Consider the following 12583-nt stretch of genomic DNA (forward strand, 5'->3'; position numbering starts at 1 on the left):
GCGACGTCTCCCGCCGCCGGCTCAGGGCGCCGCGGCGGGCCAGTCGGCCACGTCCACCAGCTCGATGCCGGACGCATCGGCCAGCAGGCGCATCACCTCGTAGCGGCTCTCGATGCCCACCAGCATCACGATGCGCTGGCCCGGATGGCGGGCCGCGGCCTCGAGCAGGCGCTGGGCGTGGTGTTCGTTCCAGCGGCGCTGGTTGGTTTCGGCGACCGGGCCGACCAGGCGGTTCTTGAGGTCGCGGTTGGCGCCGACGACGCGGTCGGTCAGGGCGTCGTGAACCGCCTCCGGCGTGCGCCAGTGCACGGCCAGGGCGGCATAGGTCGCCGCATCGAGGTCGCGCAGGGCCGCACGCACGGCGGGCCGTTCCTTTTCCAGTGCGACGTGGGCGGCGGTGGACGGGCCGGAGAGCTCGGCAAACAGCGGCTCCGCCGGCTCCGAGGCGTAGGCGGTCGCGCCGCGCGCGTCGATCATCGGGAACACCACCTGCACGTATTCGACCTTGCCGGGCCAGACGGTGCGCTCGCGCAGTTCGGTCGGCGTCACGTCGAGCACGAACACGTCCGGGTCCAGGCGCTCGATCAGGGCACGCAGCGTGGGCAGGTCGTAGGACGGCGTGGTTTCGTGTTTTTTGTACAGGGTCGAGACCACGAACACCTTGGGCTTCGGGGCCTCGCCGTCGGCGGCGAAGGCCGGTGCGTGGCCGAACGATGCGGCGAGCAGGAAGGTCAACAGCAGTCGGTTCAATCGCATGGCGCGCTCCGGGTGGGGGACCGCGCCACTGTCGGCGCGCCGCCGCGGGCGCCTAAGGGCCGGAAGTACCGGGTGCGGCGAAGCCATTACCTGCGGCGCGCGCGGCGCGGCGTTCGGCCGCGAGCGCGACGATCCGCCGGCGCTCGTCGTCGTCGGCCGCGTGCCAGCGCAGGATGTCGTCCAGCGTGCGGCCGCAGCCCAGGCAGACGTCCTGCGCGTCCAGGCAGCAGTTGCGCGTGCAGGGCGAAGCGGTTGGTGCGGTGGGGCCGGCCATCCGGACGCCGCGCGCGCTCAGGCCTCGGGCCGCAGGGTCATCACCAGGAACCTCTCGTCCCGGGCACCGAACACATCGCGGGTCTCGGACCGCTCCAGCCACTGGATCACGCCGGTGGCTGCGTCGATGCGATACCGCGTCACCACCCGCAACACGACCCGCCCCGGCAGCTTCGCCCGCTCGTCCGCGCTCAGCGTCTTGCCCATCATCCGCTCCGCGGTATCGAGCAGCACCGGGGCCGATCGCTCCGGATCCATGGTCACGGTCCAGGTCATTTCGATCGGGCCGCCTTCGGTGGCCGGCGGGTCGACGCGGAAACTGCCCTGCATCGGAAACGTGTCGCCGCCCAGCGGATTCGGGGCGTCTTCCTCGTACTGGATGGTCTCACCCATCACCACGCCGCCCTTGCCGGGGAAGTTGTAGGCCACCGGAAGACGCATCAGCTCGGCTGCGATGACCGCTTCGGAGGTGATCGCCTGCAGCAACCGGTCCGAGGTCTCCTTTGCCCGCGCCCGTTCGGCCTCGTTCTCCATCGCCGCCAGCGCCTTCTCCTGGGCCGGCAGGGCGACCGCCTCGATGGAGCGCCGGAATTCGGGCAGCAGCTCCGCGAGGTTGCCGATGCCGGTCGTGGCGCCCTGCGCGTCCAGCGTGACCCTGACGCCGATCCGGTTGATCGACCGGTTCAGCGCTTCGACCTGGGCGCGCTGCTCGGCAGCGAAACCCTCCGGGTATTCGACCTTCGCGTCGCTGGCCCGCCATACCTGGCCACCGCCGGGATCGCCCGTGATGTGCTGGATCTCGGTGCTGCGCATGAGCGACGTCCTGCCCATGCGCGTCGTCTCGATGCGCTGCTCGAGGTCGTAGGACAGCGTGCGCGGAGCGTCCCAGGGCCAGGGCCAGTTCGCGGTGTCCACGACGGTCACCGTCTTTCCGGCGCCGTCCTTTTCGATCCTGGACGACTTGGCGTCGGCGGTCGCGGCCAGCGCGAAGGTCAGCAGAAGAAGGGTGCGCAGCATCGCAGCTCGCCTGTGCAGGAAAGGGTTGGATTCATGGCCCGCGCGCCAGCGACCAGAACGGGATCTCGACGCGCGTGCGGAAGCCGTTGTTGCGGTACAGCTCCAGCGCGCGGGTGTTCTGCTGGCTCACGTGCAGGAAAGGGATCAGGCCGCTGGCCAGGAGGTCGTTCGCCAGCCAGGCCATCAGCCGGCGCGCGTAGCCGCGGCCGAGGAAATCCGGATGCGTGCAGACCGCGCTGATCTCGCGCCAGCCCGGCGGGCCCATGCGCTCGCCGATGATGGCCGCCAGCCGCCCGTCTTCGTAGAGGCCGAAGTAGCGGCCCAGCCGCATCGTCTGCGGCCGGAAATAGTGCGGATAGACCAGGGCGGTGAGCGCGAGCACGTCGGCGCGCTGCGCGTCGCCCAGTTCGATGAAGTCCGGGCCCGGCACCTCGGCCAGCGGCGCATCGCAGACCATCTGCGCCAGGTCGCCCAGGTTCTGCAGCGCCCAGCCGGACGGCGCCGGCGGCACCGCGCCCAGCAGATAGACCGATTCGCCCGGCGCCACCAACGCGTCGAGTCCCGTCTGCAGCGGCGTGCCCGGCCCCGGCACGCCGAGGAAGGGCGCGACCTCGGCCGGATAGCGCAGCACTTCGCCGTGGGCGAGCGCGAGGTCGCGATGGCGATGCGCCAGCGACTGCCAGATCGGATTGTCGAGCGGATGCGCAGCCATGGGCGCGGTCCTCAGCCTTCCAGCGAATCCGCCAGCCGCTGCGCGATCTGCTCCGGCGGCAGGCGCAGGATGGTCGGGTTGACCTGCATCGGGAAGGCGTCGGCATCCGGCCCCGGCCAGGGCAGCACGATGCCGCGGGCCTGCGCGCGTTCGGCCAGCGCGCCCAGCGGGACGCCGGTGGCCGAGAGGTAGAAGCGGCTGGTCCCTTCCGGCACCTTGCGCACGCGGAAGCGGCCCTGCGCCTCCAGCAGGCCGATCAGCCGGTTCGCCGCGCGCCAGGACTCGGCGTAATCGCGCTCGTAGGTTTCGGCGTAGCCGGACACCAGCGCCACCGTCGGCCAGGCCTGCGGCAGCGAGCCGCCGAATAGGCGCCGGGTGTGGAACAGCCCGTCGATGAAGGCCTTGTCGCCGGCGATCACCGCGCCGGCCATGCCGTTGAAGTGTTTCCACAGCGAAACGTAGACAGTGTCGAACAGCGCGGCGATCTCGGGCAGCTTTTTGCCCGAGTGCAGCGGCAGGTTGAACAGGCGCGCACCGTCCAGGTGCATGCGGATGCCCTGCTCGCGCGCCCAGGCGCTGATGCGGCGCATTTCGCCGAAATCGGCCATGGCGTGGTCGAGGCGGCGCACCGGGCTTTCGATCGCGATCACGCCGACCTTGGTCTCGACGCGGCCGCCGCCGGAGCGGTCGACCCAGCGTTCCACTTCGTCCAGCGTCAGCGTCGCCTGGCCGGGCGCCAGCGGGACCAGGTTCAGGCCGCTGAGCATCTGCGCGGCGTCGCCGCTGTCGTTGTAGAGATGGCTTTCGGCCTGCACCAGCACGCGCCGGCGATTGCCGGCCAGCTTGCGCACGGCCAGGTGGTTGGCCAGGGTGCCGGTGGGCACGAACATCGCCGCTTCCTTGCCCAGCAGGCCGGCGAACTGCTTTTCGATTTCGGCGACCGGGCCGCCGAGCGAGTAGTAGTCCGGGTGCAGGTTGCTGGCGTTCACCACTTCACCCAGGCGGGCGGCGTATTCGCGCGGGCTCAGGCCCAGGCCGTCGGGGCCGAAGTTGACCGTCTGGAAAAGGCCTTCGCCCGATGCCGCCTCCGCCGCGGCCGCGGTGGCGGCGAACATCGGCGAAGCGGCGGCCAGGCCGCTGGCGGCGAGGAAGTGGCGGCGGTCCATGCAGGGCTCCCGGATCTGGTGGCAGACGGGCCACGCGGGGGCGCGGCCAGCCCCGGGAGCATAACGGCAGCGATGGAGAAAGTCGGCGCGATGCGCGCCGGTGACGCCGGGTCAGGCGTCGCGTTCGAGCGGCAGGCGGTCTTCGAACAGCGCGTCGTCTTCGTCGCTGTCCTCGTCGTCCAGCTCGGGGCCGGTCTGCCAGTCCTTGATCAGGGCACGGGCGACGATGGCCTCGCCGTCCTCGACCACGACACGGATCTGGGGAGTGGCCGGAACGCCGGCGGGGGACCCGGCCACGTTCGGGCCGAAGACATGGGCGGCGATGCCGGCGCTGACCAGCAGATCCTGCACGAGCTGCGCATCGAGCTCGCTTTCGGCGATGTAGACGGGTGTCATGGCGGCCCCTGTTTGCCTGCCAGCCGCGGGAGGCGGCCTGTTTCCGCCCGCGATTAGGCGATCTTCTTCACACTCAGAATGTGAACTGGTTCACACTTTTCCGGGTTTTCGGGTGCGTGGTGTCCCCGGGCAGACAAACGGAACGCCCCCGGTTCCTCGCGGAACCAGGGGCGCGGGATGACACCGGGGAACCGGCCTCAGCGGCGGCGGGCGGGCTTGCAGCCGTCCAGCCAGACCTGGTGCAGGATGTTGTCGTATTCGGCGAAACGGCCTTCGAAGCGCGCGGTCTCGCCGCGGCGGAAGGTCAGCACCAGGGCCTGCTGGTTGGGCTTGAACACGCAGGCCACGCCGGTCTGCGGCGCGTTGTCGCCCGGCACGCGGATGATGGAATCGTTGTGGTCGAGGATGTGGAACGCGACGATGGTGTCGCCCTCCACCTGCTGGATCGACGACACCTTGCCCTTGAGCGCGTAGCGGCGGCCGGTGTGGCGCGCCACCACGGCGGCGGCATTGGCCTGGCCTTCGCGGGCGATGCGGCGCGAGAACATGTAGACGTCCTGTTCGGTCACGTCGTCCACGTTCTGGGTGGCCGCGCCCTTGGCCGCGGCCTGGCGGCCGGCGTCGCCGCCCTGCAGCTTGCCCAGCAGGGTGCACATGTAGCTGCGGATGTTCTCCGCCTTGGCGAACTGGCCCTTCTCGGTCTTCACCGTCATCTCGACCGCGGCGGCGCCGCCTTCGTCGTAGACATTGATCAGGGTCGGGATCGGGCGGGTGGTGTTGGTGGAGCGCTGCTCGACCAGCAGGGTGCCGGTTTCGACGTCCTCGGACAGCACGTCCATCTTCTCGCCGATCATGATGCCCCGCATCTGGCCGATGGCGTCGGCGATGGACTGGTCGGGCACCGTCACCGCACTGGAGAAGTCCACGCCGGTGAAGGCGTTGCCGGACTTCTTGAAGTTGTCTTCGCATTCGCCGGCCTGGGCGGCGTTGGCGGCGGCGGCAAGCGCCAGGGCAAGCAGGGCGGGACGGAGCATTCGGACCTCGGGGAAGATGGGGGACGCCCCGGGAGTGTCTTTGACGGTCGGGACAAACTCAAGACAAACCGGGACGAACGACTCGATTGGCGACATGAACTGCCGGGGCAAGCACAGCTAACCGGGACAATGTGAAGCGGACTTCACGCGGGCGCGGCGGCCATCGATGGCGTCACATGCCTCGCCGCATGGGGTACGCCCGCGCTCAGCCCGACACGCAGGCCAGGCTGCGCACGCGCAGCACCGACTGTTGCCGGAAGCGTTCGCGGTAGGCCGCGACGATTTCGGCGACCGCCCGCTCGTTCGCCGCGTCCGCGGGATGCACGAGGTTGAGCACGTACGAAGCCTCCCGCACCGGCGTGCCGTCGGCGTCGCGCCACTGGCCCTGCGCCGGCCAGACGGTCAGCCCGGCCGGAAACCGCGGTGTCACGGTGTCCGCGAGGAATTCCGCCCATTCCGCCGGAGTCACCTCGCCGGTCGGCGTTCGGGTGCCGAAATAAAGCAGGTCCTGGACCTGTTCCCGCGCGGGCGGATCGCAGGGCGTGCCGGGCGCGGTGGCACAGCCGGCGAGGGCCAGGGCAAGGAATAGCGCGCAGCATCGAAGTGGAACAGGCGATGTGGATCGCATCGGGGAGCTTCCGTCGCGGGCGGAACGGTCAGCATACGCGCCGAATGCGCTGACCCAGGCGGGCTCAGTAGCACGCTTCCTGGATACGGTCGCCGTGCCGGCGCAGCCCATCGTGCGTGACGTACTGAAGCGGCTGGCGGCGATAGGCCGCATCCGCGGCCCGTGCGGACTGGCAGGCCGCGGACGATCCGGGTTCCGCTCGGGTCGTGGCGCCATTCGTCGAATACCCACCCGACCCTTCCGCTGCGTCGTTGGCAGCCTGGCGTTCGGCGGCCTGGCGCGCGAGCGCCATCCGCCGCTGCTGTGCCGGTGTCGGCTCCGGTTCTGGCGTCGCATCCCGCACCCAGGCCTGGGTGGCGTCAGCCGCGCAGGGTTGGGACTGGAAGCTCGAATGACCCTTCCCATCCACGCACTTGTACAGCGCCGCACCGGAGGAAGACGGGCTGTAGCTGCGCGGGGGCACATAGGTTTCGGCTCGCGGCTGCGGCCGTGGCGCGGTGGACTGCACCGGAACGGCGCGGGGCTCCGGCGGCTTCGGCTGGCTGCTGACGAAGGCGACATAGCCCGCCGAGCTGAGGATCGCGATCGCCCCCACTGTGCCCAGCACGCCGCTGTAGGGCACTTCCGCTTGGCGGAGCCGCCCGCGCGGGTCGCGCTGGACCGAGGGCGTGGAGAAGAACGCATAGGCGCCCAACAGCGCCGCCATCAGCAGGAAAAGGAAGGCGACCGAGCCATAACCCCAGTTCACCAGCACCACCGCGACCATCAGGTCGATGAACGCGACCGTCAGGAGGAACCAGAACTTCGCCATGCCCACACCCCGCCGCCCCTGTCGAAGGCGTAAACGCCGGGATGGATTGTTTCAGGACGCGCGGGGCCGAACTGTGCGCGGCGCCTTGTTACTGAACCTGACCCCGTTGCGACGCGTCTTCCGAAAGGAACCCGGCGATGTGCCGGACGTAGGCCTCGGGCTGTTCCCACCAAAGGATGTGCCCGCCGCCTGGGATGAACTGGTAGCGGGCGTCCGGAAACAAGTCGACGTATTCGTAGGCCTCCGCATAGGGCACAAAATCGCACTGCCCCTGCAGCACCAGCACCGGGCCCGGGAAGCGGCGCATCTGCGGGCGCGGGTCTTCGACATCGCCGAACCAGTTGGCGCCGGTGCGCACGTACACGCCCGCGCCGCCTTCTTCCGGCTTCACGTTTTTCGGGTCGCAGACCATGTTGCGGGTGAAGCCGGCGGCCAGCGTGTTCAGGGCCGCGTCCGCCTCGGCGTCCGACACGGTTTTCACGTTGAAGGCCATGGCGAAGGCCTGCGCCAGGATCACCTTGGCCGGCATCGCCGACAAACCGGTGTCGCGCCGGTACTGCTCGGGATCGGGGATGCGGAAGTCCAGGGTTTCAGGGATGGGATAGCGCGACTCCACCACCGCCCGCCCCTGCTCGTCGTATTCGGCGGGCTCGAGGTTGGCGGGTGAGCCGAGCACCAGCCGCGCCACCTTCTCCGGATGCCGCGCGGCGTAATACGCCGCCAGCCGGGCGCCATGCGACTGCCCGACCAGGGCCACGCGCTCGACGCCCAGCTGCCGCCCGACGATCTCGTGCAGGTCGGCGATCTGGTCGTTGAAGCCGCTGTCCTTGGGCCGCGGCAGGCGGTCGGACAGGCCCGAGCCGCGCTGGTCGTAGAGGAAGACCTCGTGCCCGGCATCGGCCAGCGGCTGCAGGGTCTGGATGATCGAGGAGTGCACGTAGCCGCCGGGCCCGCCGTGCAGGAACACGACCGGCAGCCGGCGCGGCGCGCCCGCCGCCGGCGCCAGCCGCGTATAGGCGATGCGGTAGCCGCCCTGCATCTGCCAGTACTGCGTGTCGGCGCGCGGCGCGATGGCCGCTACGGTGGTGCGGACGGGAATCAGAAACACGACCCCGACCGCCACCGCAAGCACCGCCGCGCCCACGACCGTCGCGCGGAACATCCACCGCAGGAATCGCCTCATCCAATCCGCTCCAGCCCTTGGGATCGACGCAAGGGAATGGTGTCCAGCATAGGGCCCGGGCATTCGCCGCGAGTGTGGCGTCAGTAATGCCGCCGCAATCGCGGTGGCTGCCGACGACGAGCCGCACGCACGATCGGGCACGCGGCCGGTGATTCCGGGCGATTGGGGGATTTCTGGCGGTTACTCGCCGCGCTTCCTGCGCCAGTCGTCGAACTCGCGCTGGGCGGCACGACGCTCGAGCTTGCCGAGACGGCCCTCGATCTCGGCGCGCAGGTCCGGCTCCTCGCCGTTGCCGGAGGCAATGGCCTGCGAGTACAGCACCCAGGCGCGCACCGGATCCGCGTCGACCCCTTCGCCCCGCAGGTACATCACCGCCATGCCCCGGTAGGCGTGCGAGCTTCCGGCATCGGCAGCGCGCTGATAGAACGACAGTGCCTTGGCGAAATCCTGCGGAACGCCCTCACCGGAAGCATGCATCACCGCCAGACTCGTCAGGCCGTCGCTGTCTTCGCCGGCGGCCGATCTCTCGAACCATTGGACGGCGGCCACCGGGTCCGGCTTCCGACCTTCGCCCCTCACGTAGGCCATGCCGACGCGCCACTGCGCATGCGGTTCGCCGTGGTCGGCCGAACGCTGGTACCACTCCAGCGCACGGTCCAGGTCCGTCTCGCCGGCCCAGCCGAATTCCAGGATACGGCCCATGTCGCGTTCGGCTTCGCGCACGCCCTTGCCGGCGGCGATTTCAACCAGTGCCGCACCGTCCTCGGCATTCGCGGATCGGCCGCACTGGCCGCGGAAGCGCGTGAGGCCGATGTAGTAGACGGCGATCACGTTCGGAGGGTCCATCGCGCCAAGCTCACGCAGCAGGCCACAGGCGGCGTCGACATCACGCTCGACCAGCGGCGACCCCTGGTAGAGATTGACCGCGTAGTTGAGCTTCGCGCCCTCGTCGCCGGCCGCCACCGCACGCTTGAGGTAGTCGAGCGCTTTCTGCGCATCCACGGGCACGGTCCAGCCGTTGGCGTGGAGCATGTAAAGGCGGTTCAGCGAGGCGCCACTGCCCTTGGCACCCGCACGCTCGGCCAGGGCGATCATTCGCGAGAGATCCATGCCCAGCATGTCCTGGATAGCCACTCCACTCAGCGCCTGGTCCATCAGGGCGCCCGCCAGGCGCTCGTCGACATCCCGGCGTTCGAGGGATTCGTAGGGTTCGAGGACGTCCACCGCCTCGGCAAACCGGCTTTCGTCCAGCAGCTTGTCGGCACGCGACACGGCTTCCGCCACTTCGTCGGCGCGGGCCGCTCCAGGCAGGACCAGGGCCAACACCAGCAGCGCGCGGAGGATCAGTTGCACGGAGGCCACCAAATCGGCAAAGGATGATCGCAGGGTATTGAGCGGACCAGACCGCCGCAAGCTGTCTCAGGCCCGGCCACCCACGCGCATCGCCCCCAGCATCGCCGCGGTGGACGCCTGCAGCGTCTGCGCCAGGTCGGCGGCGGTGCAGGTGGCTTCGCCCGCGAGCCAGGCGAGGATGGGCGACAGCATCGCGTCGGCCAGCGAATGCGCGGCCAGGCGCGGCGGCACGCGCAGGTGGGCGCCGTGGTCGCGCTTGAGTCGCGCCTCGATCATCGCCACCAGGGTGGCGCGCACCGGGCGCAGGCCCGCGCCCTGGAAAATGCCGCGGGCCATCGCGCGGTTCTGCCAGAAGTGTTCCAGGATGCCCTGCACGCATGTGGGCGAGGGCTCGCCCAGCATCGAGGCCAGGATGCCGAACGGGCCTTCGATGGCCGCGGCCAGCAGCGCGTCCTTGCTGCGGAAATGTTCGTAGAAGGTGGAGCGGCTGACGCCCGCTTTCGCGACGACATCCGCGATCGTGATCTCGTGGTAGCGCCGCGACAGCACCAGGCCGAAGAAGGCCTGCAGCAGGGCCTCGCGGCTGCGGCGCTTGCGCGGGTCCTGGGCGTCGTGGGCGAGCGTCATGGCCGGATTCTCCCACGCGCCCTGCCGGACAGGAGGCCGCGACTGTCCGGAAACCGGCGCGCGCCGGCCGCCAGCATGGGCGCACCCTGTCCGGAGACCACCGATGCCCACCCCGCCCTCCCCGCTCGCCCGCCGCCTGGTCGGCGGCACCCTGATCGGCGCCAGCGCGCTGTCCCTGCTGGCGATGTCGCACCACCCCACCGCGCACGGCATGAGCAAGGAACTGTGGGTGGCCGACCTGGTGCGCATCGGCGCGCTGAGCCGGCCCGTGCACGGCGGCATGATCGTGTGCGTGATTGCGCTCTGGCTGGCCCTGGCCGAATGGACGGCGTGGCGCGGCACCGCCCTCGCGCGCATCGCCGAAAAGCTCTACGGCCTGGGCGCGATCGCCATGATCGGCGCCGCCCTGATCAATGGCTTCGCCATCGACCACTACGCCAGCAGTGCGCTGCAGGGCGGCCCCGACGCGTTGCGCGACGCGGCGCGCGTGATGCCGCTGGCCTGGTCGCTCAACCAGACGCTGGCGGGGTTTGGGGTGTTTGCGCTGTCGGGCGGGATCGTGGCGTGGTCGATCGATCTGTGGCGTGGGCCGGGCGTATTGGCGCGCGTGGCGGCCACCTATGGCGTGGTGGTGATGCTGGGCTTGTGCGCCACGTTTGCCTTCAGCGCATTCGAGCTCGATGTGACGGGCATGGCGGCAGTGGTTTTGGCGCAGGCATTTTGGTACGTGACGACCGGCATCGTTTCATGGCGTCACGCGACCTTCTTGGGGAAAAACTGAAGGCGAATGCGCGGCCATCAGGCCAGGCCGTTGCCCCACAGGGCATTGCGCAGGCGGTTGCTTGGATCCCGCCGGCGTTTGATGTCGGCGAAGCGGGCCGCTTCCGGATAGGCGCGCTGGAACGGCTCCCGCGTGGCGTTCAGGCGATAAGGCGATAAGGCGATAAGGCAGGCAGTAGCGTCCGCCTTCGGCCAAGGCAGCGTCGATCAGCTCGCGGGTCCACTTCTCTACCGACTGGCTGGCATAACGGTGGCTGCGCTTCTTGTAGAAGAGGGCGAAACAGAGAACCTCCTGACCCGACGCGCGATGGCGGCCACAGTCAGGCCCGCCAAGCGCGTCACGTCCTGCACCACGTTGCCCTCCTCCGCAGTCGGCCTGCAGCCACCCGCCAGCAACGCCATGCTTGCCTAGGCCTGGAACAATCGGCGACGGAGGGGATCGAATCTGGAGCGGTCATGGTTCATCGTTGGCCTGGGCAATGGCCGGCAAGCTCGGCGCAGACGCCTGTCCTGTACTGAGCGAACCCGTCTCCGCCGAGTCAAACCTGGGATACCACCGACGCTCCCTGTTCAGAAAACGGGTTGAGGCCTCATTGGCCGAATCATGGATTCGAAACGCCTCCGAAACATGGACATTTCCGTCCCGATCCCGAAATCTGATCCGGGCATCTCTACGGCTGCCTTGAAGAAGCAGTTTCCAATCGGCCCACTCGTACAGCACCTCGTGTGAACCTCCAGGAGGCAACTCCAGGAACGAATCAGGCGACGCGCCATCCTCGAGTACAACCGGGTCGCTCCAGACAGTCCCGCCCCACGCGCGCTCCTGAAGATGGGCGTCCTGATAGAGGCCGCCAAGCAGATAGTCGTCGCCGTCCTTCCACGCAGGGACCCGAAGGGTTTCGTCCGACGCGTTTCGAAGCATGAACCGCGCGTACATGCGATGCCCCGTCACGTTGGCGACATACTCGGCGACGAAGCCGACGAACTCGGTGCCCAGCGCATCGCGGGAGCTCGCCGCCTCCTCGATCATGCGCTTGAATTCACTCCGCATATGATCACTCGCGCCCGCCATTTCCGGCTGGCCAGGGGCCCATCGCAGCTTATTGGGGTCCGCGCCGTTGTCGATCAGGACGCGTGTGACGTCCAGCGCGCGTTGGCCCTGGATCGCGATCGACTGCATGGCGGCCTGGAGCGGAAAGGCCGCCACGCCGAGTTCGTGTTTCGATGCTCCCGAACTGACATCGTTAGGCGGCCGTTTGGCGTTGGGATCGTAGCCATAGGACAGCAAGGCAGCCACGTTGCCCGCCCGACCGGCGCGTACCTGGGCGATCAACGCATCTTCTGCCTCGATTTCGAAACGACGGTCATCGAGGTCGTTCGCGAGCATCCAGTCCAGCGCCTTCCGATTAAGCGTGGCCTGCCGCGCGAACTGGTCGAAAACATCGGTACGCCAGTAGCTTGCGCCGGTGCGGCCGTCCACCAGCGCCGCCAGCAGTTGTGAGGCCCCTTGCTCGTTCGTGTCAGCCAGCTGGGCCGCCTGGCAGACCAACCGCGCCTCGTACAGGAAGCCTCGCGGCGCAGCATCCAGGGATTCGATCAAAGTCGGAGAACAGTCCCCACGCTCGAGGATCTTGTATGCGAAGACGCTTTCGGGGATTGATATGCGCGCCTCGGTGAACGTCCGGATGACGTTTTCGAAAGCCTCGTCGGCGGCGGCGTTGTCGCCCTTCGCCAACGCAGCGTCGAACCTGTCGATGGCGATTTGCCAAGGCCTCGAGCGTGATCCAGCGTCGGGGCAGCTCGACGTGCACGCAAGCGCAGAACAGGTGGCCAGCATCAAGCAGGCC

General features: G+C 69.1%; 14 protein-coding genes. 1 reads left to right on the forward strand and 13 read right to left on the reverse strand.

The window, feature by feature from the left end; all coding sequences use genetic code 11:
* Positions 1-21: 21 nt before the first annotated feature.
* From E1B00_RS11380 to E1B00_RS15660, 12 genes are all read right to left on the reverse strand, one after another.
* Positions 22-756, reverse strand: a complete 735-nt coding sequence (locus tag E1B00_RS11380) for a hypothetical protein (RefSeq protein WP_139448816.1) — start codon at positions 754-756, stop codon at positions 22-24.
* Positions 757-808: 52 nt separating this feature from the next.
* Positions 809-1030, reverse strand: coding sequence for a DUF1289 domain-containing protein (locus tag E1B00_RS11385; RefSeq protein WP_139448818.1), 222 nt, complete (start codon positions 1028-1030; stop codon positions 809-811).
* Positions 1031-1047: 17 nt separating this feature from the next.
* Positions 1048-2046 carry a hypothetical protein gene (locus E1B00_RS11390; protein WP_139448820.1) on the reverse strand — a complete coding sequence of 333 codons (999 nt, stop codon included), beginning with the start codon at positions 2044-2046 and terminating at the stop codon, positions 1048-1050.
* A 31-nt stretch (positions 2047-2077) separates the two neighbouring features.
* Complete coding sequence (locus E1B00_RS11395; RefSeq protein WP_139448822.1) at positions 2078-2758, reverse strand: GNAT family N-acetyltransferase; 681 nt, start codon at positions 2756-2758, stop codon at positions 2078-2080.
* A gap of 11 nt (positions 2759-2769) precedes the next feature.
* Positions 2770-3924: a threonine aldolase family protein gene (locus tag E1B00_RS11400; RefSeq protein WP_139448824.1), complete on the reverse strand. Its 1155-nt coding sequence runs from the start codon at positions 3922-3924 to the stop codon at positions 2770-2772.
* 111 nt (positions 3925-4035) lie between these two features.
* Complete coding sequence (locus E1B00_RS11405) at positions 4036-4320, reverse strand: putative signal transducing protein (protein WP_139448826.1); 285 nt, start codon at positions 4318-4320, stop codon at positions 4036-4038.
* A 197-nt stretch (positions 4321-4517) separates the two neighbouring features.
* Positions 4518-5354: a hypothetical protein gene (locus E1B00_RS11410; protein ID WP_139448828.1), complete on the reverse strand. Its 837-nt coding sequence runs from the start codon at positions 5352-5354 to the stop codon at positions 4518-4520.
* Positions 5355-5559: 205 nt separating this feature from the next.
* Positions 5560-5982, reverse strand: a complete 423-nt coding sequence (locus E1B00_RS15655) for a DUF3574 domain-containing protein (protein WP_181953161.1) — start codon at positions 5980-5982, stop codon at positions 5560-5562.
* 64 nt (positions 5983-6046) lie between these two features.
* A complete protein-coding gene (locus tag E1B00_RS11420; protein ID WP_139448830.1) occupies positions 6047-6793 on the reverse strand; it encodes a DUF4124 domain-containing protein in 747 nt (248 codons plus the stop codon).
* Positions 6794-6881: 88 nt separating this feature from the next.
* Positions 6882-7976, reverse strand: coding sequence for an alpha/beta fold hydrolase (locus tag E1B00_RS11425; protein WP_176693220.1), 1095 nt, complete (start codon positions 7974-7976; stop codon positions 6882-6884).
* Positions 7977-8156: 180 nt separating this feature from the next.
* Positions 8157-9329, reverse strand: a complete 1173-nt coding sequence (locus tag E1B00_RS11430; protein WP_139448834.1) for a tetratricopeptide repeat protein — start codon at positions 9327-9329, stop codon at positions 8157-8159.
* Positions 9330-9395: 66 nt separating this feature from the next.
* Positions 9396-9956 (reverse strand): TetR/AcrR family transcriptional regulator, encoded by a 561-nt coding sequence (locus tag E1B00_RS15660; RefSeq protein WP_176693221.1) that lies wholly within the window; start codon positions 9954-9956, stop codon positions 9396-9398.
* Between the two features lie 103 nt (positions 9957-10059).
* Between E1B00_RS15660 and E1B00_RS11440 the strand changes: the two genes are divergently transcribed.
* Positions 10060-10737: a hypothetical protein gene (locus tag E1B00_RS11440; protein WP_176693222.1), complete on the forward strand. Its 678-nt coding sequence runs from the start codon at positions 10060-10062 to the stop codon at positions 10735-10737.
* A gap of 453 nt (positions 10738-11190) precedes the next feature.
* On the opposite strand, the gene E1B00_RS11445 is transcribed toward E1B00_RS11440, so the two are convergent.
* The gene (locus E1B00_RS11445) at positions 11191-12573 is read right to left on the reverse strand and encodes a hypothetical protein (protein ID WP_139448840.1); all 1383 of its coding nucleotides are present in this window, start codon (positions 12571-12573) and stop codon (positions 11191-11193) included.
* Between the last annotated feature and the right edge of the window lie 10 nt (positions 12574-12583).

The organism is Arenimonas terrae (genome assembly GCF_006265115.1).
Taxonomy (GTDB): domain Bacteria; phylum Pseudomonadota; class Gammaproteobacteria; order Xanthomonadales; family Xanthomonadaceae; genus Arenimonas; species Arenimonas terrae.

Bases quoted from the DNA above. Each gene is read 5' to 3' on its own strand.
- E1B00_RS11440 (WP_176693222.1), top strand. From the start codon at position 10,060: ATGCCCACCCCGCCCTCCCCGCTCGCCCGCCGCCTGGTCGGCGGCACC.
- E1B00_RS15655 (WP_181953161.1), bottom strand. From the start codon at position 5,982: ATGCGATCCACATCGCCTGTTCCACTTCGATGCTGCGCGCTATTCCTT.
- E1B00_RS11395 (WP_139448822.1), bottom strand. From the start codon at position 2,758: ATGGCTGCGCATCCGCTCGACAATCCGATCTGGCAGTCGCTGGCGCAT.
- E1B00_RS11445 (WP_139448840.1), bottom strand. From the start codon at position 12,573: ATGCTGGCCACCTGTTCTGCGCTTGCGTGCACGTCGAGCTGCCCCGAC.
- E1B00_RS11385 (WP_139448818.1), bottom strand. From the start codon at position 1,030: ATGGCCGGCCCCACCGCACCAACCGCTTCGCCCTGCACGCGCAACTGC.
- E1B00_RS11405 (WP_139448826.1), bottom strand. From the start codon at position 4,320: ATGACACCCGTCTACATCGCCGAAAGCGAGCTCGATGCGCAGCTCGTG.
- E1B00_RS11400 (WP_139448824.1), bottom strand. From the start codon at position 3,924: ATGGACCGCCGCCACTTCCTCGCCGCCAGCGGCCTGGCCGCCGCTTCG.
- E1B00_RS11425 (WP_176693220.1), bottom strand. From the start codon at position 7,976: ATGAGGCGATTCCTGCGGTGGATGTTCCGCGCGACGGTCGTGGGCGCG.
- E1B00_RS11420 (WP_139448830.1), bottom strand. From the start codon at position 6,793: ATGGCGAAGTTCTGGTTCCTCCTGACGGTCGCGTTCATCGACCTGATG.
- E1B00_RS11410 (WP_139448828.1), bottom strand. From the start codon at position 5,354: ATGCTCCGTCCCGCCCTGCTTGCCCTGGCGCTTGCCGCCGCCGCCAAC.
- E1B00_RS15660 (WP_176693221.1), bottom strand. From the start codon at position 9,956: ATGACGCTCGCCCACGACGCCCAGGACCCGCGCAAGCGCCGCAGCCGC.
- E1B00_RS11390 (WP_139448820.1), bottom strand. From the start codon at position 2,046: ATGCTGCGCACCCTTCTTCTGCTGACCTTCGCGCTGGCCGCGACCGCC.
- E1B00_RS11380 (WP_139448816.1), bottom strand. From the start codon at position 756: ATGCGATTGAACCGACTGCTGTTGACCTTCCTGCTCGCCGCATCGTTC.